The sequence below is a fragment of the Roseomonas sp. CAU 1739 genome (assembly GCF_039839775.1).
Classification (GTDB): domain Bacteria; phylum Pseudomonadota; class Alphaproteobacteria; order Acetobacterales; family Acetobacteraceae; genus Neoroseomonas.
Genome location: NZ_JBDOQQ010000008.1, coordinates 210,550 through 230,443, shown reverse-complemented (window position 1 = coordinate 230,443; position 19,894 = coordinate 210,550). Strand labels below are relative to the sequence as shown.

Annotated in this window: 18 protein-coding genes and 1 pseudogene; 7 read left to right on the top strand and 12 right to left on the bottom strand. The window is 71.5% G+C overall.

Annotation, left to right across the window (positions count from 1 at the left end):
• Positions 1-234: 234 nt before the first annotated feature.
• From AAFN86_RS15330 to AAFN86_RS15310, 5 genes are all read right to left on the bottom strand, one after another.
• Positions 235-810: an alkylhydroperoxidase domain protein gene (locus AAFN86_RS15330; protein WP_347544223.1), complete on the bottom strand. Its 576-nt coding sequence runs from the start codon at positions 808-810 to the stop codon at positions 235-237.
• Between the two features lie 17 nt (positions 811-827).
• On the bottom strand, positions 828-1,427 hold the full coding sequence (locus AAFN86_RS15325; RefSeq protein WP_347544222.1) for a CMD domain protein: 600 nt from the start codon (positions 1,425-1,427) through the stop codon (positions 828-830).
• Between the two features lie 129 nt (positions 1,428-1,556).
• The gene (locus AAFN86_RS15320; RefSeq protein WP_347544221.1) at positions 1,557-2,294 is read right to left on the bottom strand and encodes a 2OG-Fe dioxygenase family protein; all 738 of its coding nucleotides are present in this window, start codon (positions 2,292-2,294) and stop codon (positions 1,557-1,559) included.
• Positions 2,291-3,064 carry a (Fe-S)-binding protein gene (locus tag AAFN86_RS15315; protein ID WP_347544220.1) on the bottom strand — a complete coding sequence of 258 codons (774 nt, stop codon included), beginning with the start codon at positions 3,062-3,064 and terminating at the stop codon, positions 2,291-2,293. The genes AAFN86_RS15320 and AAFN86_RS15315 overlap by 4 nt, the downstream gene beginning before the upstream one ends.
• A 93-nt stretch (positions 3,065-3,157) precedes the next feature.
• Positions 3,158-4,009: a tetratricopeptide repeat protein gene (locus tag AAFN86_RS15310; protein ID WP_347544219.1), complete on the bottom strand. Its 852-nt coding sequence runs from the start codon at positions 4,007-4,009 to the stop codon at positions 3,158-3,160.
• A gap of 149 nt (positions 4,010-4,158) precedes the next feature.
• Here AAFN86_RS15310 and AAFN86_RS15305 point away from each other — a divergent pair, with 149 nt between their 5' ends.
• The 3 genes and pseudogenes from AAFN86_RS15305 to AAFN86_RS15295 all read left to right on the top strand — a co-directional run bounded on the left by AAFN86_RS15305 (position 4,159) and on the right by AAFN86_RS15295 (position 6,532).
• On the top strand, positions 4,159-4,839 hold the full coding sequence (locus AAFN86_RS15305; protein ID WP_347544218.1) for a hypothetical protein: 681 nt from the start codon (positions 4,159-4,161) through the stop codon (positions 4,837-4,839).
• A 308-nt stretch (positions 4,840-5,147) separates the two neighbouring features.
• Positions 5,148-5,309, top strand: a pseudogene (locus AAFN86_RS15300) (transposase); the annotation flags it as partial.
• Between the two features lie 62 nt (positions 5,310-5,371).
• Complete coding sequence (locus tag AAFN86_RS15295) at positions 5,372-6,532, top strand: MFS transporter (RefSeq protein ID WP_347544217.1); 1,161 nt, start codon at positions 5,372-5,374, stop codon at positions 6,530-6,532.
• Positions 6,533-6,801: 269 nt separating this feature from the next.
• Here the strand turns inward: AAFN86_RS15295 and AAFN86_RS15290 are convergent, their stop codons facing one another.
• The 4 genes from AAFN86_RS15290 to AAFN86_RS15275 form a co-directional block, all read right to left on the bottom strand.
• Entirely contained in the window at positions 6,802-7,461 is a 660-nt protein-coding gene (locus AAFN86_RS15290; RefSeq protein ID WP_347544216.1) for a M35 family metallo-endopeptidase, read from the bottom strand.
• A 75-nt stretch (positions 7,462-7,536) separates the two neighbouring features.
• Positions 7,537-8,292 carry a M35 family metallo-endopeptidase gene (locus tag AAFN86_RS15285; protein WP_347544215.1) on the bottom strand — a complete coding sequence of 252 codons (756 nt, stop codon included), beginning with the start codon at positions 8,290-8,292 and terminating at the stop codon, positions 7,537-7,539.
• Positions 8,289-9,008: a Crp/Fnr family transcriptional regulator gene (locus tag AAFN86_RS15280; RefSeq protein ID WP_347544214.1), complete on the bottom strand. Its 720-nt coding sequence runs from the start codon at positions 9,006-9,008 to the stop codon at positions 8,289-8,291. The genes AAFN86_RS15285 and AAFN86_RS15280 overlap by 4 nt, the downstream gene beginning before the upstream one ends.
• A complete protein-coding gene (locus AAFN86_RS15275; RefSeq protein ID WP_347544213.1) occupies positions 9,005-10,654 on the bottom strand; it encodes a tetratricopeptide repeat-containing protein in 1,650 nt (549 codons plus the stop codon). Before AAFN86_RS15275 ends, AAFN86_RS15280 begins: the two co-directional genes overlap by 4 nt.
• A gap of 308 nt (positions 10,655-10,962) precedes the next feature.
• Between AAFN86_RS15275 and AAFN86_RS15270 the strand changes: the two genes are divergently transcribed.
• The 3 genes from AAFN86_RS15270 to ggt are packed head-to-tail and all read left to right on the top strand — an operon-like array spanning position 10,963 to position 14,304.
• Positions 10,963-12,291, top strand: coding sequence for a toll/interleukin-1 receptor domain-containing protein (locus AAFN86_RS15270; RefSeq protein ID WP_347544212.1), 1,329 nt, complete (start codon positions 10,963-10,965; stop codon positions 12,289-12,291).
• Positions 12,292-12,293: 2 nt separating this feature from the next.
• The gene (locus tag AAFN86_RS15265; protein WP_347544211.1) at positions 12,294-12,599 is read left to right on the top strand and encodes a hypothetical protein; all 306 of its coding nucleotides are present in this window, start codon (positions 12,294-12,296) and stop codon (positions 12,597-12,599) included.
• A 16-nt stretch (positions 12,600-12,615) separates the two neighbouring features.
• A complete protein-coding gene (gene ggt / locus AAFN86_RS15260) occupies positions 12,616-14,304 on the top strand; it encodes a gamma-glutamyltransferase (protein ID WP_347544210.1) in 1,689 nt (562 codons plus the stop codon).
• A gap of 270 nt (positions 14,305-14,574) precedes the next feature.
• Here ggt and AAFN86_RS15255 read toward each other — a convergent pair whose 3' ends face one another.
• The 3 genes from AAFN86_RS15255 to AAFN86_RS15245 all read right to left on the bottom strand — a co-directional run bounded on the left by AAFN86_RS15255 (position 14,575) and on the right by AAFN86_RS15245 (position 18,374).
• Positions 14,575-15,894: a carbohydrate porin gene (locus AAFN86_RS15255; protein WP_347544209.1), complete on the bottom strand. Its 1,320-nt coding sequence runs from the start codon at positions 15,892-15,894 to the stop codon at positions 14,575-14,577.
• A gap of 419 nt (positions 15,895-16,313) precedes the next feature.
• A complete protein-coding gene (locus tag AAFN86_RS15250; protein WP_347544208.1) occupies positions 16,314-17,636 on the bottom strand; it encodes a carbohydrate porin in 1,323 nt (440 codons plus the stop codon).
• 51 nt (positions 17,637-17,687) lie between these two features.
• The gene (locus tag AAFN86_RS15245) at positions 17,688-18,374 is read right to left on the bottom strand and encodes a response regulator transcription factor (RefSeq protein WP_347544207.1); all 687 of its coding nucleotides are present in this window, start codon (positions 18,372-18,374) and stop codon (positions 17,688-17,690) included.
• 118 nt (positions 18,375-18,492) lie between these two features.
• Here AAFN86_RS15245 and AAFN86_RS15240 point away from each other — a divergent pair, with 118 nt between their 5' ends.
• The gene (locus AAFN86_RS15240; RefSeq protein WP_347544206.1) at positions 18,493-19,851 is read left to right on the top strand and encodes a HAMP domain-containing sensor histidine kinase; all 1,359 of its coding nucleotides are present in this window, start codon (positions 18,493-18,495) and stop codon (positions 19,849-19,851) included.
• The last annotated feature ends 43 nt before the right edge of the window (positions 19,852-19,894 follow it).

The window sequence follows — 19,894 nt, the reverse complement described above, 5'->3', positions numbered from 1 at the left end:
GAACGGGAGGGGCACGTCTCAACGAGGGAGGGTGCGCCGCGCGCGACGCCCGGCCGACAGCCGTGCCCGCCAAAACGCTGCGTCGTGTCCAGCACCTCCGCCGCGCCCAGCGCCAGAAGACGGCATTCCAAAGGCCCCCTGGCCTTTGGTGGGGGAGGTCCGGAGGGGGCAAAGCCCCTTCCGGTCTGATCCACCTTACTTTTGCGCGGGCCGGCCAGCGCCCCTCCAGCCGCGCTACCCCTGCGTCGCCGGCTCGCCCAGTGACAGCATCAGCCGGTTCGCCCAGTTGAAGAAGGCGGCGCCCTGGATGACGTCGGCAATCGCCAGGTCGTCCATCCCGCACGCCCGCAGCCGCGTCACATGCTCCGGCCCGAAGGTCATCGGGATGGCGGTCAGCGCGACGGATGCGGCGACGACGGCGTTCCAGCGCTCGCCGAGATCGGTGCCCACGCCTTCGGCCAGCAGCCGGTCCACATCGGCTTCGCGCTTCGCGTAGGTGGCGGCGAAGCGCGCATGGACGGAGGCGCAGTAGATGCACCCATTGAAGCGCGACACCGCCGCGGCGGCGAGTTCGCGATCGGCGCGCGGGGCGCCCGCATCGGTGTTGTAGAAGATGTCCTTGTCGGTGCGCGTGCGGTGTTCCAGCGCGTCCGGGTCACGTGCCAGCAGGCGGAAATAGTCGGACTTGGCGCGGTTGGCGTCGACCAGCGCGGAGACGTGGCGCTCGGTCAGCTCGGCTTCGGCGAGCGGTTCGACCCAGGGCAGCCAGTCGAGCATGGCGCGGGTGAAGGCGACGGGGGCAGCGGACATGGCGGGGGCCTCCGGGGTCAGGGCGTCGCGGCGAGCACGGCGAAGCCGGCGACGACGCGGATCTGAAAGGCGAGGAAGGAGACGAGTTGCGACAGGGTGACGATGCCGTCCTTGGTCCAGCCGGCTGCCATCAGTGGCGGGAAGCGGTCGGGCGCTGCGTCGCGGGGGTGGAACACCAGGTAGTGCGCATGGGCGAAGGCCGCCGCCAGCTTTGGCCCCAGCGCGGCCGCGACGGGTGCGGACAGCGCGAAGACGGGGGCGGGCGTGTCCTCGACCGTGAGCGGCCCAGGCGGGTAGGCGCCGGTCGGGCCGCTGGCCTGGGTCTCGGTCACCGCCTTGGCAACGGTGGCAGCCAGCGCCGCACCGCCATGCTGGGCGAGGCCAGCGGCATAATGCTCGGCGGTGGCGCCTGCGCCATGCAGGCCGGCGACATAGGCAGCAATGGCGAAGCGTTCGGCGATGCTGACGGTGCCGGGGTCGTCTGGCAGCAGCAGCGCGCGGTAGCTCGCCTGGGCATGGGTGCGTGCGGCCGGGCGCCGCGCGCGGGCCGCGTCCAGCGCCGAACCTGGCACGACGCCGGCCAGCGCGTCGATCACATCCGTAGCGTTCTCGGTCATCACTGCTTGCTTCCTGTGCGTGTTCGTCAGCCGCGGCGGCGCGTGGCCGGCGCGCGGGCGAGGCGGGACACCATCAAATCGCCATCCGAGGCCATGCCGCCGCCCTGTCCGCCGCGGCCGTCGCCGCGATCACCCCGCCTGGCCTGGAACGCCGCCGCGCTTCCAGGTCAACACCAGTACGTCGCGACAGGATGGCAGCGCGGGATCGACAGGCGCCACCGGTGTCACGCCATGCCGCACCCGCGGATCGTCGAGCATCGCGGTGTCGAGCGGATCGCGCAGCACGAATTGTGCCAGGCGATGGCCGTCATCATCCTCGATCACCGTCTCGCCGCCCTCGAGGTTGGTGCGCGCGATCATGGTGATCAGCACGCAATCCACGCCGTCATGGTGGACGCCTTCGGGCGTCGGGAAGCCGGGCGCGCCGGCAGCGGCTTCGATGCGGAACTGGTGGGCTTCGACGAACCAGGGCTGCTGGCCGTGCAGCGCCTCCGCCGTCGCACGGCCGAGGTCGAGCAGCGCGAGCAGCGGCGGCGACCCGGCGACGTCATCCTCCATCGCCGCGAACCAGCGGTCGACGCCGCCATTCAGCGCGTTGTGCACCACGGCCTGGAAATGCGGCCGATGCTCGCCGCGCACATGGCCGGGCACGCCGGGCTCGGCCGAGAAATTGGCGATGCGACGGCGGCGATAGCGCCCGCCATCGCGCATGAAGGCGTCCGTCTCCAGCCTGCTCCAGGATTCGAAGAAGGGCGCGAGGGCCTCAGGCCGCCCGGCCTCGCCCATCAGCGAGGCCAGCATCGCGCCCGGCACCCGCGCGAAGCCACGCGCGGCGACCTCGGCCAGCGGCCCGGCCGGCGCGGTCATGACACGCTCCCTTCGCCGATCGGCGGCACGTCCCTGGTCATGCCTGCCAGCACCTCCGCCACATGACGCACCTTCACCGGACTGCCCTCCCGCTTCAGCCGCCCGGCCATATTCAGCAGGCAGCCCAGGTCGCCGGCCAGCAGCGTGCCCGCGCCGGTGGCGACGATGTCGTTGCACTTGTCGGACACCATGCGCGTCGAGATGTCCGGATACTTCACGCAGAACGTGCCGCCGAAGCCGCAGCAGATCTCGGGATCCGCCATCTCGGTCAGGCTGAGCCCCTCGACCGAGGCGAGCAGCGCGCGCGGCTGCGTCTTCACGGCCAGTTCGCGCAGGCCCGAACAGCTGTCGTGGTAGGTGACGTGGTCGTCGTAGCGCGCCGCGACCTTCGTCACGCCCATCACGTCGCGCAGGAAGGACACCAGCTCATGTGTGCGTCCGGCCAGGGCTTCGGCCTTGGCGCGGTATTGCGGGTCGTCCTCGAACAATGACGGGTAGTGGTGCGAGATCATCCCTGCGCAGGAGCCCGATGGCGCGACAACGTGGTCGTAGCCGCCGAAGGCGTCGATCACCTGTCGCGCCAGGTCGCGCGCCGTTGCGCGGTCGCCGGTATTGTAGGCCGGCTGTCCGCAGCAGGTCTGGACCGGCGGCACCTCCACCAGGCAGCCCGCATCCTCCATCAGGCGGATCGCGGCGAAGCCCACCGTCGGCCGATAGAGATCGACAAGGCAAGTGACGAAGAGGGCGACGCGAGGCTTGGTCGTGGACATGGGCGGAAGGATAGGATTCTCCCGCCCGCGGGGACAGTCCTTGATACCTGTGCGCGGCGCAGGCCCGTCATTCCCGGCGAAGGGCCGGGCCGTTCAGTTCAGCCGCTGCCGCAACTCGGCCACCAGCAGCCGCATGCGTTCCGCCGCCGGGCCCTCCGGCACCAGTTCCAGGAAGCGGTCGAGACAGGCCAGCGCCGCGCCGATGCGGTCCAGCCTCTGGTTCATCAGCCCCGCCTCGCGCCACAGCGCCGCGGCATCGGGGGCAAGGCGCAGCATGTCCTCGGTGCAGGCGAGCGCGGTTTCCATCGACCCGGCGCGCAGCCGCCGCAGCTTGATGTTGTTCTGCAGTCGCAGCAGCACGTCGCGCTTGGCCATGGGCCGCAGCAGGCCGGGGCGCAGCTCGGCGTTTTCCCCTTCCACGCGCTTGAGCAGGGCGCGCAACGCAGGGGCCTCGAGCGCCGGGCCGCCGGCGAAGACGTCGACCACGAGCTGCCCGTGCGAGCCTTCGAGCGCGATCAGGAAATGGCCGGGAAAATCGACGCCATGGGCGCCCCAGCCGGCGGCTTCGGCCGCATGCAGCCACAGGATGCCCAGCGCAACCGGCAGACCGCGGCCGCGTTCCAGAACGCGGATCAGGTTGGCATTGGCAAGGTCGTCATAGGTCTGTTCATCGCCGGCCAGGCCGAAGCTGCCATGCAGCACCGCCACCAGGACCGCGCGGCGGCGTTCGAGGTTCCCGGCATCGGCCTCGGGGTCCGCCGTCGCAGCCTGCACCGCGGCGCGGGCAATGGCGGTCAGGCGCTGGGCGGCCGCCCGCCAGTCGGCTTCCGGCGCATCGACGCGGGCAAGCTGCAGCGCCACGGCGGCGATGTCGAGTTCGGTGTCGGGCAGGCTTCCGGCGGCGGCGATCGCGGCGCGGGCCTCATCCTGGATGGGCAGCGGCATTCCCCCAGTGTCGCGGCGACGGGCGGCGCCATCAAGGCGCACGTCAGGCAAGGTTTCCGCTCGCGTCCGATCAAGCATGCGTTACCATGCATCGGCGACGCGCGGGGCCCGGGACGGCGGCGAGAACGCAGGACGAAACAAGGAGCGCCATGACGAGCCGCAACCACCTGACGATGTTGGCCACGGCCCTTTTCGCACCGCTGGTGCTGGCCGGGTGCGGCAGTGCGATGAGCGATTCCTCCGCCCTGGGCAACGATCCCCGGCCGCCGCCCTATTCGGGCAGCATCGCCTTGACCTCCGACCCCGTCGGAGCGCGCTGCGTCCTGACCAACATGGCAACGAACGGCCAGGTCGCGGCGGTGATCACCCCCGCCATGGTGCCGCTGCCGCGCGGCACGGCCGCCATCCAGGCGACCTGCAGCGCGGCCGGCAGTATGGACACCACCGTGGTGATCCGCCCGGTGCGTGACTTCGCGTCCGGCATACATCACCCGCAGCCGGTCGGCAGCGGCATCGCGCAGAATGCGCTGGCGGTGCAGACCGGCAGCACGCGTCGCTACAACGACACGGTCGTGCCGCTGCCGCCGCAACCCTTCGCTTCGGCCGCCGCGCTGGACGCTTGGTTCGCCGATCGCGCCGAGCAGATCCGCCAGGCGGCGGCGCCCGGTATCGCGCGGGCGCAGCGCAGCGCCAATGCAACCATCGACACCGCGGACACGCTGCGCGGGTATCTGGCCGAGGACCTGGCGCGGCTCGACCGGCAAAAGGCGGCAGCGACGGTGGCCGCGGCCACGCCCGAGGCGGCACCCGCGCCGCGCCGGCGGCGCTGAGGAAGGTCGGGGGAGGGACACCTCCCCCGAATCCCCCTCCGTTCTTCGTCATTTGGAGACCGCCCCTGGTGGGCGGCGCCGGGTGACGGAAAAAGCGGAGAGTTTGGGGAGGCAGCGGCGTTGCGACGCAACGTCGGTGGGTGGCCGGGCCGGGGTGGTCTCGCCCCGGCCTTCTGGAGCGCGCTGCGTTCGCATACGCCCACGCCACATGCTCCGGCCTTAGGCGGTGATGACGACTTCCCTGGATGTGGGGATTCCCCCCTGATGAGAAGGCGTGATTCAAGGCTGGCTTTGGAGCCGAGGCCTGGATGAACGTTGATCCTGATGCGTTGCGAGACGATCAGTGGGAGCGGCTGCGGGATCTGATACCTGGAGGCCGCGCTGGGCAGCGCGGTCCGCGATGCGACAACCGGCGCTTCGTCGATGCATTGCTGTGGATGGTGCGCTCGGGTGGTCGGTGGCGCGACCTCGCCACAGCCGCCTCGCTTATCCGGCTTGGCGCGTGGCCGCCCTCGATCGAGGATGCGCGTTGATGACCATCGCCACGAACCGCGCTCTCACCGTTGCCGTGCTGGGCACGACGCAGACCCTGTCCTGGGGATCGTCCTACTATCTGCCCGCCATCCTCGCGACGCCCATCGCGGCGGAGTTCGGCCTGTCGCGCGCCACCATCTTCGGTATCTTCTCCCTCGCGCTGCTGCTGACGGCGGTGCTCGGCCCGGCGGCCGGACGCGCGATCGATCGGCGCGGCGGGCGGGATGTGTTGGCGGTGTCGAACGTCGTCTTCGCGGCCGGCCTGGTCATGATGGGCCTGGCCCCGGGGCCGCTGGTGTTCTGCCTCGCCTGGGCGGTGGTCGGCGTGGCGATGGCGATGGGCCTGTATGACGCCGCCTTCGCGACGCTGGCCGGACTCTATGGCAAGGAAGCGCGCAACAGCATCACCGGCATCACGCTGATCGCCGGCTTCGCCAGCACGGTGGGTTGGCCGACCTCGGCGCTGATGGAAACCGAATGGGGCTGGCGCGGCGCGTGCCTTGGCTGGGCGGCGCTGCATATTCTGGTCGGCCTGCCGCTGAACCGGCTGCTCATCCCGCGCGTGCCGCCACCGGAAAAGGCGGCGGTCGCCGCGGCTGGGGCGGGGCCGGCGCCGCGCGTCGCCGACATGGCGCTGCTCGCCTTCGTGCTGGCGACAGCGGGTTTCAGCGCCTCGGCGCTCGGGGCGCATCTGCCTGGGCTGCTGCAGGCGGCGGGCGCGACGGCGGCGGCGGCGGTGGCGGCCGGGGCGCTGCTCGGCCCGGCGCAGGTGGGCGCGCGGATCCTGGAGTTTGGCTTCCTGCGCAAGGTCGACCCGATGACCTCGGCGAAGATCGCCGCGGCGGCGCATCCGGTCGCGGTCGCCGTGCTACTGGCGGGTGGCGCGCCGATGGCGGCGGTCTTCGTGCTGATCCACGGCGCCGGCAACGGCATGCTGACCATCACCCGCGGCACCCTTCCGCTCGCGCTGTTCGGGCCGGTTGGATATGGGCACCGGCAGGGGCTGATCACCGCACCGGCACGCGCCTCGCAGGCCTTCGCACCGTATTTCTTCGGGCTGCTGGTCGATGCGGTGGGCACGCAGTCGCTGCTGCTGACGGCAGGCTTCGGGGTGGCGGCGGTGGTCGCGCTGTTCGTGCTGAAGGCGCGGATGGGGTGATGGGCAACGGTGGCGCGCCGCCCTATGCGCGCTGGAATTCGGACGAAGGTTGGAGGGGTTTCACCCTTGCAAGCCACCCCCCCCCCCTCAAAGCACGGTGGCCCTTCGGAAACCAGCACCTGGTGCAGGGCATGGCGGCCAGGAACAGGGGCTGGCGTGGCGAACCCGCCCGCCCGGCGCCAAGTCGAGGTTCCCAAAGGCCTTAAGCCTTTGGTGAGGTGAGCCCGAGAGGGGCAAGGCCCCTCTCGGTTCCGCACGAAGCCGTAACCCTATCTCGGCAAGGTCTCGACGAAGTACTCGTAGTTGTCGGCATTCTCCGCGGCGCGGGACGCATTCTCCTTCGCCAGCGCCAGCGCGCCGTTCGGGCGGTACGCATGGTCGCGCGTATTGGCAGCGATATGCGATCCCTCGTGGATCAGGATGCCCCAGCGCGCATCCGTCCCTTCCATGCGGGCGCGGAAATACGGAGCGCACAGGCCAAGCACCAGGTCGCGTTCGCGCGCATAGGCGAAGCGACCGCCCGGGCAGCCGGCCGGGTCGTTGCAGCGGACATCCAGCCCGGTCATGTCGGCCAGCCGCGCCGCGGTCAGGTCCAGCGTGATGCCGATCGTCTTGCGCGGTGCATCGCCGAACCAGCGGGCGATGTGCGCGTGGTCGGGCTGTTCGCGCACCAGGCGGATTGCGGCGGCCAGGCGTGTGCGCGCCTCGGCCAGCGCGTCGTCGATCAGCGCGCGGTGTTCGGGCGTGCAGGCCGGCCCGGGTATGTCGGCGGCGGTCAGCACGGCGGGCGGCGGCTTGTCGGTGGGCAGCGGGACCTGAAGCACCTGCCGATTCGCCTCGGCAGGCGGCGGCTTGGTGGTCGGCAACTCGGCCGGTCCGGCGGCCATCAGCAGCAGCGCGGCCGGCAGGATCGGGATCAAACGCTTCATCGTGCTGCATCCTGCCATGGCGCGGGCCAAGCCGCGCCGAAATCCTTCACCCCCGCCGCCGGCGGGCGCCGCCGATCAGGGCCGCGGCAGCGTCTCGACGAAAAACATGTAGTTGTCAGCGTTCTCCGCGGCGCGCATGCCGTTCTCCCGCGCCAGGGCCAGGCTGGCGTTCCGGCCATAGACATGGTCGCGGGTCTCGGCGGCGAAATGGGTCGCCTCGTGGACCAGCATCCCCCAGCGCGTCCCGGTGCCGTCCATCCGCGCGCGGAAGAAGGGTGGGCAGACCCCGATCACCTGGCCCTCATCGACGCGGTAGGTGACGGCCGGCCGGCCCTGCGCATCCCGCAGGACGTGCGACAGGACCTGGACATAGGCGCCGACCTCCGGGCGGCAGCGGCCAGGATCGTTGCAGTGGATGTCGAACCCCGCCGTGTTTGCGAGCCGTGTCGCCGACCTTTGCAGCGTGCCAAGGACCAGTTGGTGCGGGGCATTGCCGAACCACTGCCGGATATGGGGATGGTCCGGTGTGTCGCGGACCAGGCGCACAGCCGCCGCGAGGCGCGTGCGCGCCTCGACCATGGCCGCGTTGAACACCGGGATGTGCTGGATGGTGCAGACGGGGCCAGGGACTTCGGCGAGCGCTGCCACCGAGGACACGGGCCCGGCCGCATAGGGCCGGACCTGCGGGATGCCGCCGAGCGGCTGCGGCTTCGCGCTCGGTCCCTCGGCCAGGGCAGGCGGCGCGAGGAGGAGCAGCGCGGCCGCAATAGGCCCTGACAGCCCCCGCAGGGACATCGCCATCCGATGGGCGACCGCAGGCGGTGGTGTCACGCCCCGTCCCGCGGCCCGGCGGCAACGGCGGCGAGCCCCGCCTCATCCAACACGAACAGGAACGCCTTCTCGGTGTCGTAGGACACCAGGTTCGACGCCCGCCACGCATTCAAGATGGAGATGATGCTGCGCGTCGTCGCCCCCAGCAGGTCCGCGAGGTCGCCCTGGCGGAACCGTGCGGCGAGCCGCACGCCGCGATCCGTCTTCACGCTGTCGGTCTTGAGCAGATAGACCACCTGCCGCGCCAGCCGCACTTCCAGCGGCGCGAAGGTCGCATCCTGCAGCAGCCCGAAGGTCCGCCGGAGTCGGGCCGACAGCACCCTTGCCAGGGCGAGCCCAAGTGCGGGCTCACTCTCGGCGACCTCCAGGAAGGCGGCGGCGGGGATGCGGGCGAGCTTCACATCCCCCTGCACCAGCGCGTCGGCGCTGCGCGGGGACCCGTCCAGCACACCAATCTCGCCGAAGATGTCGCCAGTGCGGAAGACCTCGACCATCAGGCGCTTGGCCGCGCTGTCGGGCACCCCGACGCGCACGCGCCCGCGCCCCTCCAGCACGGCATAGACTGCGTCGGGTGGGTCGCCCTGGGTGAACAGCGGCGCGCCATCGGCGGGCGAGACGCGACGCGCGCCCTCGGCCAGGCGCGCGAGCGCGGCCGGCGGCAGGGTGCGCAACAGCGTCATGTGGCCAAGTTCCTCGGCGAGGCGCGCGTCGCTCATGCCATGTCCTCCTCGAAGCCCGAGCGCCGCAGCGCATACAGTGGCAGGGACCCGAAACCCTTGGCCGTCGGGATGCGGCCGGCATATTCGCAGGCGAGGCCGGTGCCGCGCGGCAGCAAGGCGACCTCGCAGGCGAAGGCTTCCGTGGCGAAGATGCGCCCCGGCGGCGTCACCGGTTCGATGCGCGCGGCACGCGTCATCGCCCGGCCGGAATACTTGTCGGCCCGCTGCACGGCGTCGTGCACCGGCAGCATCGGGCCGAAATCCAGCGCGAAGCGCGGATGGATCGGCGGCTCCTGGACTTCCAGCGCGGCGCGCATGTCGAAGGCGCAGGCGGCGGCGTCGGTCACCTGCTCGAAGGTGATCTGCACGGCGTCGCCCCAGGCGTTGCGATAGGTGGCGGGGTGGCGGTCGAGCGCCTCACCCATCGCCACCAACGGGCCGTCGTAGAAGCGCGCGAGACCCTCATCGTCCAATGCGCTGAAGCGCGGCAGGTCGCCGAACAGCACCGCCATCGCCCGGCGGCGGGGCTCGTCCGGCGGCTCCGGGCTGCCGTTGCGCGGCCAGGGCCAGCCGAGGAACAGCGATCGCCCGCCGGCCGTCGTCCAGGCCGTGACATCCGCGCCGGTGCCGGCCGCCCCGCGTGACGGCACGCGGTCCCAGGCGGCGACCTGCAGCGCGTCCCCGTCGCGGTGGCGGGCATGCAGCCTTGCGAGGCCCATGGCGCGCCGCGCCGCCATTGCCAGATGCAGGTCGTCGCCGGGGAAGGGCCGTTCATCCAGCAGCTGGATGCGCACCCGCGCCAGCAGGGCACGATAGCGCGGCACCCAGCGTTCCCCGGCCGGCAGCACGGACGCGGCCTCATAGGTATCGGCGTCGCAGGGCAGCACCACGGTCGGCGTGATGCCGGCGCGCAGCAGCGCCTCCGCCGCCAGGATGTCGAGCCCCGCCGCCAGCCCGCCAAAGGCCATGCCGACATGCTGGGCGGCGATCGTCGCATCGAGCGTCGCGGCGATCAGCCCCTCGATCGCCAGGTCGTCCTGGCCGGGCTTCGGCATGTGGCCGGTGTAGTGCAGCACCGCCGGGATGCGCAGCGCATCGACGATGGCTGGCGACACGCCGAGCGCCAAGGCTTCCCGCCGCAGCTGGCGCCGGGTCGTGGCGCGGGCGGACAGGTCGGATGCGGCGCGCGCCTCCGCTTCCTCGAGCGCGCGGCGGGCGCCGAGTTCCCGTCCGGCGAGCAGCAGGGCCTCGGCTTCGGTCGCGGCCGACCAGTAGTCGCCGGAATCGCGATGGTTGCGCAGGACCGCCTCGGCAATGGCGGCCGCGCGGGTGCGATCACCGGCCATCAAATGCAGGGCGGCGGCGTTGACGCCGTGCCAGCCCTCCCAGCCGCGGCGCCACAGGCCTTCGTAGCGCTGCGCCGCTTCGGCCAGCAGCGGGCCGCGCGCGGCCGCCGGCTGTTCGAAGGCGCGGTCCTTGATCAGCCGGGCGCCGAGGGCGGCGATCTCCGGATCCGATTCAGCATCGAGGCGCAACTGGTGGAACAGGTCGAGCGCCCGGCCGGTGGCCCCGGCACGCGCAATCGTGAGCGTGGCGCGGTAGCGCAGCGCCGGGTCGTCCGGATGGTCGGACAAGGCAGCCATGGCCCTGTCATGGGCCGATAGGAGGAGGCCCTCAGCCTCCAGGGCAAGGACCTCCGCAAGGGAGTCGGACATCGGTTCCTGCCGCGCGGATGGCCTGATCCTAGAAGGCAGGCGCCGCGCCGGGCAATCTGTGACGGTTGTGCAAGGTTGCGGGGGCGGTCGCGTGGGGCGCGCGGGATGGTCGCGCGGCGCGCGCGGGATGGTCGTGCAGGGTGCGCGGGATGGTCGTGCCGGCGCGTCGTGTGACGGTTGGTGCATGGCGCGTCCGCCCTGGCTGTGCCAGAACCCGGTCGTTCCGGACGCCGCCCATGCCGCATGACGTCTTCCTGAGCTATGCGTCACCTGACCGCGCCGCCGCCGAGGCGATCTGCGCGGCGCTGGAGGCGCGCGGCATCCGTTGCTGGGTGGCGCCGCGCGACGTCCCCGCCGGTGCGGATTGGGGCGAGGCGATCCTGACCGCCATCGGCCGAGCCCACGCCATGGTGCTGGTGCTGTCGCGCAGCACCGCGGGCTCGGTCCATGTCAGGAACGAAGTCGTGACCGCGGTCTCGCAATCCCTGGCCCTGGTGCCGGTGCGGGTCGAGGATTGCCAGCCCGGCGGCGCTCTCCGACTGCACCTGGCCGGATCCCATTGGGTGAACGCCTTCCCCGCGCCGGTGGACCAGCACGCGGATGTGCTGGCCGCGGGCGTGCGCCTGGCGCTCGCGGCGGATGCGACCATTGAGATCCCACGGGCCCAGGCCGCGGCGCTGGTGGCAGCGGCGCGGGCGTCTCATGCGGCCGCGCAAGGGCGCCCGGTGGCGCCGCCTCCGGCCGCCGCCATGGCGCGGCCCTCCCCGCCGCCTGCTGCGCGCAATGCGTCCGCGCCGGTGCAGGCTGCGTCACCGCCGGTGGCCAAGGCGGCGGCGGACCCAGGCGTGCCACGCAGGCGAATCGGGATGGGCGTTGCGATTGGTGTCGGTGCAGCCGCGCTGCTGGTGGCGCTCGGCATCTCGGCCTGGTTGCTGGAGCCCCGCCTGCGTAGGCTGCTGGGCGCGGCGGCCGATGCGCCGGTCGCCATCGCCGATTCGGCACCGGCATCAGCCGCCGCGGCAGGGGAACCGCCGGCCCTTGCCGAATTGCCACCCCATCTGGCCGCTCGCCTGGTGCTGCCGGCGCCGCCAGCGCCGGCGCGGACGGATGATGGCAGCGGTGCGCGCGCCCTGGCGCCGAACTCCTCCCTGGCCGGGCTTGGCGGGACCATCGCGCTGCCCCAGGCCGCCGCTCCGCCGCCGGTGCCGCGCTTCACCCAGGCGCCGCCCGTCCCGACACCCGGAGCAGCACGCGCGCCCGACCTCGCGCCACCGCCGCCGGCATCCGCGACGCGGGTGATGAATGTCGCACGCGACACGATCTCCAGGCTTTTCGTGGCGCCTGCCGGCGCGGGCGTGGGGCGTGAGGATTGGCTCGGCAATGCCCAGATCACGCCCGGCAACGCCGTGCAGATCCGCGCTCCGGACGGGCAGGGTTGCGTCTTCAACATCCGCGCTGTCTATGTTGGCGGCAGGACCGAGGATCGTCCGGGGGTTGATCTTTGCGCGGCGCCGGAACTGCGTTTCGAGGGGGGCAAGGGCGCTGGCGCGGTATCGTCGCGCTGATATTGCTCGCCACGCCGCTGGCGGCGCAGCAGGACCCACGGCCGCGCACCTTCATGCTGATGAATCTCGGGCCCGGGACGATCGTCGCGCTGGAGCTCTCGCCGGCGGGGCAGGCGCGCTTCGGGCCTTCGCTGATCGGCCGCGTCGAATTGCCGCCGGGCAATGCCTTGCATGTCACGCCACCGAACGGCTCCAGCTGCCTGAACGACCTGCGCATCCGCTGGCTGGACGGGCGCGCCGAGGAGCGCGCGCGGGAAGATCTCTGCCAGGCGCAGCGCGTGCTGCGCCTCACCTCGCCATCCCCCTGAAGGACGCTTCGTCGCCATGACCCAGGACTGGACCGCGCGCGCGGGTACGCGCTTCACCACCGAAAAGCGGCCCGCCACGGGCACGAAGGGGATGGTGGTGACCAACCATCCGCTCGCCTCCGCCGCGGGGGCGGAGATGCTGGCGGCCGGCGGCAACGCGGTGGATGCGGCGATCGCCGCGTTGTTCACGCTGACCGTGGTCGAACCGATGATGGTCGGCCTGCTCGGCGGCGGGACGGCGCATCTGCGGCTGGCAGATGGCACGCACACCATCATCGACGGCATGGCCTCCTGCGCCGCCGCCTCGCGCCCCGACATGTTCGCGCCGGCGCAGCCGGACAATCCGCGCAACCTGGAATCGGTGGGCCGCACGAATACCGTGGGTGGGCTCTCGGTGGCGGTGCCGGGCAACCTCAAGGCCTGGTGCGAGATGCTCGCGCGCTTCGGCTCCGTCCCACTTGCCGATGTGATGGCGCCGGCGATCCGCCATGCCGAACGCGGCTACCGTGCCACGCCCTACCTTGTCGAATGCGCCAAGGAAGCGGCGCCGGACATGGTGAAGGACCCCGCCATCGCCGCGCTGTACGTGCCGGACGGCATGGCGCTGAAGCCGGGCCACCGCGTCGTGCAGTCCGACTATGCCGACACGCTGAAGACGATCGCGAAGGAAGGCATCGCGGCGCTGGACGGCGCGCTGGGGCAGGCGGCGGCCGATGGCATCGCGCGGGCCGGCGGCATCGTCACCGCCGATGACATCCGGGGCTACCGCACCATCGAGCGCGCGCCCCTGCGCGGGCCGTATCGCGATGTCGAGATCGTGCTGCCGCCACCGCCGGCCTCCTCCGGCGTGCATGTGCTGCAGATGCTGAACATGCTGTCGGGCTGGGACCTGCGGGCGATGGGTTTCGGCACGGCGGATACGGTGCACCTGGTCGCCGAATGCCTGAAGATCGCCTTCGCGGACCGCGCCGCGGCCTCCGGCGACCCGGCCTTCGTCCAGGTGCCGGTGGAGAAACTCACCTCGCCCGCCTATGCCGCCGAACGCCGCGCGCTGATCGACATGGCTCGCGCCCAGGCCTGGGGGCCGGGTGTCGCACCGGAAAGCCCGAACACCACGCATCTGACGGTGGCCGACGGGGAAGGGCGCGTCTGCTGCTTCACCCAGACGATCAATTCCACATTCGGGGCGCGCTTCATCGTCCACGGCACCGGGATGATCCCGAACAACTACCTGGCGACTTTCGATCCCCGTCCCGGGAAGGCGCTGTCGATCGCGCCGGGCAAGCGGGTGACGACCTCGATGGCGCCAATGATCGTGCTGCGCGGCGGCAAGCCGGCCTATGCGCTGGGCATGCCGGGTGGGTTGCGGATCTTCGGGTCGGTCATGCAGGGCATGCTCAACCTGGTCGACCACGGCATGGCGCTGCAGGAGGCGGTGGAAGCGCCGCGGCTTTGGACGCAGGGCGATGCGCTGGAACTGGAGCCCGCCTTCGGCGAAGCGGTGCGTGCCGACCTTGCTGCGCGCGGCCACGACATAGCGCGCATGCCGCATGTGGGGGGCGGGATGTGCGCCATCCGCTTCCACGATGACGGCGTGCTGGAAGGGGCCGCCTGCTGGCGGGCGGACGGGACGGCGATCGGCGTCGGCGGTGGGCTGGCGCGGGAGGGCGTGCGCTTCTGGCCGGATGCGGCCGGGCCGCGGTGAGCGGCAGTCGAAGGGGGTCTGGCCCCCTTCGAGCACCCCTCTCGCCAACGGCCAACGGGTCTTTGGAATGCCGGGTTCCGGCGCCACGCGTCATACCAGCGGCCGAATTCTTCGCCCCTTGGCATCGGCTTCGGCCTGCCCTCGGACGCGTCGTGCCGAAGGCACGCCCATGGCGTGACGCGCAAACCTTCGGTTTGCCTGGCTTTCGCCAGACGACCGGCGGGCCGCCTTCGCGGCCTCGGCACGGGTCAACGACTCGTGCCATTGGTATCAGAACCGCGCGACCGCCCGCACCCCGATCAAGGCCGCGTTCGGCAGCGGTTCCGTCGCGCTGCGCCGGTCGTCGGGGGTGCGTGCCGCCGGGTTCACCACCAGCTGCGCCAAGGGCTGGAGCCACAGCCGGTCCGGCAGCACGGCGAAGGCGTAGTTCACCTCGATCAGCGTCTCCCGATTGCGCACGGGAAGCGGGTTGCCGAAACTGGTGCTGTCGCGGTCGAAGCCGCGCGCCGCGCTGCCGACCTGCGCCGAGGACACGCCCAGCGCGGCGGCATCCCCGTGCCGCCCGAAGGAGTTGCGCCAGACCAACCCGCCATCGACCTGCAACGACACGAGGTTGCGGTCCGAAGGCTGCGCCAGGGCGCGGATATAGGCCATGACGGCACTGCCCCCGTCGCGGGCCAGCACGGTCTCCAGCACCGTGTAGAGGCCGCGATCATGCCCGTACCGCCAGGGAATGCCGGTCGATTGCGGACTGGCCAGGGACTGGCCGCGATCGTCGTAGCGCGGCGAATTGAAGCCGCCATTGTGGTACCAGAAGCCGAGCTTCGCGACCCAGGGCCGCGGGCTGTGGGCATCCGGCCTGGTGCCGCCGGTGGTGGCCTCGGCGATCATCAGCGCACCGCCGGCGGTGCTGAAGGTGATGCCGTAGCGGTTGTGCTGCTGGGATGTCGTATCGACCCCATAGCGCCCGCCCGGATTGCCCGAGAAGACCGCCATGCGAAGCCCGGTGCCTTCATCCGGCGCGCCGAGCGAAAGCCTGACGGCGGGGGAGGGCAGCGGATAGCCCGGCCCGTTGCCCGGCAGGTTGTTGGCGAAGGCGACCGGCCAGCCGAAGGTGCCGCTGACCAGGTTCACCGCCCCTTCGGCCACGGCGAACTCGGCATCGGCGGCGAGCTGGCCGATGCGCAGGGATCCCCAGTCGCCGAAGGCTCGTTCGATCCAGAGTTCGTTGAGGCGGAACGTCGTCAGCGCCTCGATGCTGCTGGCGGCGGCGAAGCCGCCGATGCGGTGGGCGGTGACCTGTTGGCCGAGGATCAGGAAGGTCGAAGCCTGGAATCGCCAGCCTTCGAGGCCCGCCAGCGCATCGAGGTCCACGGCCAGGGTCGACTGCGTCTTGCTGATGGCAGCCGCGCCGCGCCGCACGCCGCCACGCAGGTTGGCGATGGCGTCCAGCGTTTCTTCGTTGCTGAAGCAGATACCGTCATGCAGGGCGGTGCCGTTGCAGTGGTCGTCCGCTTCCTCGGCATGCGCCGTGCCGGCCAATGGAAGGGCGCAGGCGATCAGGCAGGGGAGAAGGGAGCGAAATCGCATGCTGACCTGACTATAGGGGCGGTTGGCCGGTGCCGTCCCGCTTTGTCGCCGGCGCGGCAAGAGACGGTTCGGTGACGGCAGTCCAACGGATCCCGCCGCCCGGATGCCGCGAGCGTGCCTTGACCGCCAGCCTCCCCTTTGCGGTCCGGGACCGCTCCGTGAGGCGCTCCATCGGACCGCAGCCCTGGCTGCGATCCGCGAGTGCGAAGCGCGACCGCGCCGGGACACCTGCCTTTCCCCGCGCGCGACAGTTCGCGGCACCAACGCAAGGGCCGCGGACGCGGCCCGCCCGCCGTCCAAGGACATTTCCGTTCGCACCGGCTCACGGCACTGTCTCCAGCGCATTGCTCTCGCGAGCATCTTCTCCCGATCAGCCAATTTCGACTGGTCGGAATCCGCTCCGGGGGTTCAAAGCCCCTTCAGAACCGCGCCACCGCGCGAAGCCCCACGGTCACGGCATTGGGCAGGGACTGCGTTGGGCTGCGCCGCTCATCCGGCGCGCCGGCCGCCGGGTTCAGGATCAGCTGAGTCAGCGGCTGGATCCACAGCCGGTCGGGCAGCACGGTGAAGGCGTAGTTCAGCTCGACCAGCGTCTCCTGGCTGCGCACCGGCGTCGGGTTGCCGAAAGCGATGCTGTCGAGGTCGTAGCCACGGGCCCCACGCCCGATCCGTGCCCAGGACACGCCGAGCGCCGCCGCATCCCCCGACCGTCCGAAGGGGTTGCGCCAGACCAGGCCGCCATCGACCTGCAGCGAGACCAGGCTGCGGTCGGGCAGCTGGGCCAGGGCGCGCAGATAGGTCATCACCGCGCCCTGGCCGTGACGCGCCAGCTCGCTTTCCAGCACCGTGTAGACGCCATGGTTGTTGCCGTAGCGCCAGGGCTGCCCATCGGACAGCGGACTTGCCAGCGGCAGCCCATTGTTGTCGGTGCGTTGCGAGTTGAAGCCGCCATTGTGGTACCAGAAGCCGAGCTTCGCGACCCAGGGCCGTGGGCTCTCGTCATCGGGCCGGGTACCGCCGGTGGTGGCCTCGGCGATCATCAGCGCACCGCCCGAAAAGCTGATGACGGTGCCGTAGCGGTCATGCCGCTGCGGGTCGGTGTCGGGTGCATAGCGGCCGGCCGGATTGCCCGCGAAGATCGCCAGCCGCAGCCCGGTCCCTGCATCCGGCTTGCCGAGCGTGAGCCGCGCCCCCGGCCCCGGCAGCGGGTAGCCATGGCCGGTACCCGGCAGGTTGGACCCGAAGGCGACCGGCCAGCCGAAGGTGCCGCTCACCAGGTTGATCGCCCCTTCCGCCACCGCGAATTCCGAATCAGCCGCGAGCTGGCCGATCCGCAACGAACCCCAGGCACCGAATTGCCGTTCGATCCACATTTCGTTCAGGCGGAAGGTGGCCAGCGCCTCGATATTGCTGGCCGGTGCCATGCCGCCGATACGATCGATGGATACCTGCTGCCCCAGCAGCAGGAAGGTGGAGATCTGCGCCGTCCAGCCGTCGAGCCCTGCCAGCACGCCGAGGTCGGCGGTGAGCTGGGTCTCGGTCTGGCTCATGCCCGCGATGCCGCGGCGCACGCCCCCGCGCAGATTGGCGATGGCGTCGAAGGTCTCGGTGTTGCTGAGGCACAGCCCCCGCAGAAGGGCCGTGCCGTCGCAGCCATCGGGCGCGCCCTGCGCCCGCGCCGTGCCGGGCAGCAGCAGCAGCAGGACCAGGGCGATCAGGCCGGCGACGAGGTGCGACGACACTCGGCGACACGCTGTGACAGCCACGGCACTCGATACCCGCGGACCGCCGGGTCAGGCCGTTCGTCCGTCCTGCGCCACCAGCCGGTATCCCAGCCCGCGCACCGTCTCGATCGCCGCGCCCGCGGCACTGTCCGCGAGCCGGCGACGCAGCCGATGAACGTACACCTCGAGAGCATTCGGTCCGACCTGGCGCTCGAAGCTGACCAGGCGTTCCTCCAGCAGGTCCTTCGCCACCGCACGGGGCAGGGCGTTGAGCAGCGCCTCCAGCACCACGCGTTCGCGCCGTGGCGGGTCGAAGGGCCGGCCATCGATGGTGATGGCGCGCGTCAGCGGGTCGTAGGACAGCCGCCCGCAGGTCACCGCATTCGGCCGCACCGACCCGGTGCGCCGCACGGCGGCATTGATGCGCGCGACCAGTTCCTCGAGTGCCACCGGCTTCACAATGTAGTCGTCGGCGCCGCGGTTCAGCCCCTCGACGCGATCCTGCAGGCCGCCACGCGCGGTCAGCACGAGCACGGCCGGCGTCGCATCGCCGCCGCGCAGCTGGCCCAGCAGGTCGAGACCCTCGCCATCCGGCAAGCCGCGGTCGAGCAGGATGGCGTCGAAGCGGCTGCTGCGGCAGGCGGCGGCGGCATCCTCGAAGGTCTCGACGATGTCCACGGTCCAGCCCGCCCGTCCGAGACCCTCGGAGAGCAGCTCGCCGAGCCGTCGATTGTCCTCCACGAGCAGGAGCCGCATTGCCGGCTCATGACGCGCACGGGAGCAAGTCTTGTCAACCGGGCTGGACGGCACGGGGCCTGCGCGCCCTATGCTTGGCGCGGCGCCCCGCCGCGGGGCGCGGCGAGGATTCGCGACCATGCATGTCACCCCCCGCTCGCTGCTGGGGCGGCTTACCATCACCTTCGCGGTGATCTCGGTGGCGGTCACCGCGATGGGCGCCGCCATGGTGTTGCGCCAGGTACGGCGTGCTGTCGATGCCATGCATGAGGTCTACATGCAGGCGGTGCTCGATCCGTTAACGGAGCGGCTGAGATTCGCCGGCACCCGCAGCCTGCAGGATCCGCTGCCGGCGCAGATCACCGCGCGGCTCGATGCCGTCGGCGGATCGGTCAGCTACGTCGTGACGGATCCGCAGGGCCGGTTGCTGGTGGCTTCTCCCCGCGCCCGGCGCTGGCTGCCGCGTCCCGGCCTCGGCGAGGGGGAGGAAGACGACTTCTTCCGTATCGAGGAACCGGGCAGCCGCTTCTGGGGCATTGCGCGCCAGGTCGAGACGCCGGAAGGACCCGTCTCGCTGCAGGTCGGGCAGGACATGACCAGCCCCTTCGTGCTGCTGGACGACATACCGGGTGCGACCTTCACGCCGATCCTGACGCTGCTGGGCGGCGGTGCCATGGTCCTCCTGATGGCCAATCTGGGGCTGACGCGGATGCTGCTTCGGCCGCTCAATGTCGCTGCCGCGCAGGCCGCGGCGATCGGTCCCGCCAGTTCCCGGCGCATCGAGGCGGCGGATATGCCTGCCGAGGTGCTGCCGCTGATCCGTGCGGTCAACGGCGCGCTCGACCGGCTGGATGAGGCGCTGGGGCGCCAGCGCCGCTTCAGCCACGATGTGGCGCATGAGCTGCGCACGCCGCTCGCCATCCTGACAACCGAGCTCGACCTGATGCCGGACGGCACGGCGATGCGCCGGCTGCGGCGCGATGTCGACCACCTGGCCGAGATCGTCGACCAGTTGCTGGAGAATGCCGAATCGCGCCCGGCCTCGCCCGAGGAGGAGGTGGACCTCGTGGCACTGTGCGACGAGGTGGTCGAACGCCTGTCCGCGGCCGCGCAGCGGTCGGGCCGCAGCATCGCCCTGGACCGCCCGCCCGGTCCGCTGTGGGTGCGCGGCGATGAGGGCGAATTGCGCCGCGCCATCCGCAACCTGGTGGACAATGCGCTGACCCACACGCCGGAAGGCACCGCGGTGCTGGTGCGGGCGCTGGCACCGGCCACGGTGGAAGTGGCCGATCGCGGCCCCGGCGTGCCCATGGCGCAGCGCGCCCGGGTGTTCGAGCGGTTCTGGCGTGCCGACCGCACCAAGCGGCAGGGGTCGGGCATCGGCCTGTCCCTGGTCTCGGAGATCACCGCCCGGCACGGCGGAACCGTCACGGTGCGGGATCAGCCGGGTGGCGGAGCGGTGTTCGCCATCGACCTGCCGCCGCTCGCAGGAATCTGACGCGACGTAAGGTCGATGAAAGGCGCGGCTGCCATACAGCAGC

Excerpts from the sequence above, each read along its gene's own strand:
- AAFN86_RS15330 (WP_347544223.1), bottom strand. The coding sequence starts at position 810 with ATGTCCGCTGCCCCCGTCGCCTTCACCCGCGCCATGCTCGACTGGCTG.
- AAFN86_RS15325 (WP_347544222.1), bottom strand. The coding sequence starts at position 1,427 with ATGACCGAGAACGCTACGGATGTGATCGACGCGCTGGCCGGCGTCGTG.
- AAFN86_RS15320 (WP_347544221.1), bottom strand. The coding sequence starts at position 2,294 with ATGACCGCGCCGGCCGGGCCGCTGGCCGAGGTCGCCGCGCGTGGCTTC.
- AAFN86_RS15315 (WP_347544220.1), bottom strand. The coding sequence starts at position 3,064 with ATGTCCACGACCAAGCCTCGCGTCGCCCTCTTCGTCACTTGCCTTGTC.
- AAFN86_RS15310 (WP_347544219.1), bottom strand. The coding sequence starts at position 4,009 with ATGCCGCTGCCCATCCAGGATGAGGCCCGCGCCGCGATCGCCGCCGCC.
- AAFN86_RS15305 (WP_347544218.1), top strand. The coding sequence starts at position 4,159 with ATGACGAGCCGCAACCACCTGACGATGTTGGCCACGGCCCTTTTCGCA.
- AAFN86_RS15295 (WP_347544217.1), top strand. The coding sequence starts at position 5,372 with ATGACCATCGCCACGAACCGCGCTCTCACCGTTGCCGTGCTGGGCACG.
- AAFN86_RS15290 (WP_347544216.1), bottom strand. The coding sequence starts at position 7,461 with ATGAAGCGTTTGATCCCGATCCTGCCGGCCGCGCTGCTGCTGATGGCC.
- AAFN86_RS15280 (WP_347544214.1), bottom strand. The coding sequence starts at position 9,008 with ATGAGCGACGCGCGCCTCGCCGAGGAACTTGGCCACATGACGCTGTTG.
- AAFN86_RS15275 (WP_347544213.1), bottom strand. The coding sequence starts at position 10,654 with ATGGCTGCCTTGTCCGACCATCCGGACGACCCGGCGCTGCGCTACCGC.
- AAFN86_RS15270 (WP_347544212.1), top strand. The coding sequence starts at position 10,963 with ATGCCGCATGACGTCTTCCTGAGCTATGCGTCACCTGACCGCGCCGCC.
- ggt (WP_347544210.1), top strand. The coding sequence starts at position 12,616 with ATGACCCAGGACTGGACCGCGCGCGCGGGTACGCGCTTCACCACCGAA.
- AAFN86_RS15255 (WP_347544209.1), bottom strand. The coding sequence starts at position 15,894 with ATGCGATTTCGCTCCCTTCTCCCCTGCCTGATCGCCTGCGCCCTTCCA.
- AAFN86_RS15245 (WP_347544207.1), bottom strand. The coding sequence starts at position 18,374 with ATGCGGCTCCTGCTCGTGGAGGACAATCGACGGCTCGGCGAGCTGCTC.
- AAFN86_RS15240 (WP_347544206.1), top strand. The coding sequence starts at position 18,493 with ATGCATGTCACCCCCCGCTCGCTGCTGGGGCGGCTTACCATCACCTTC.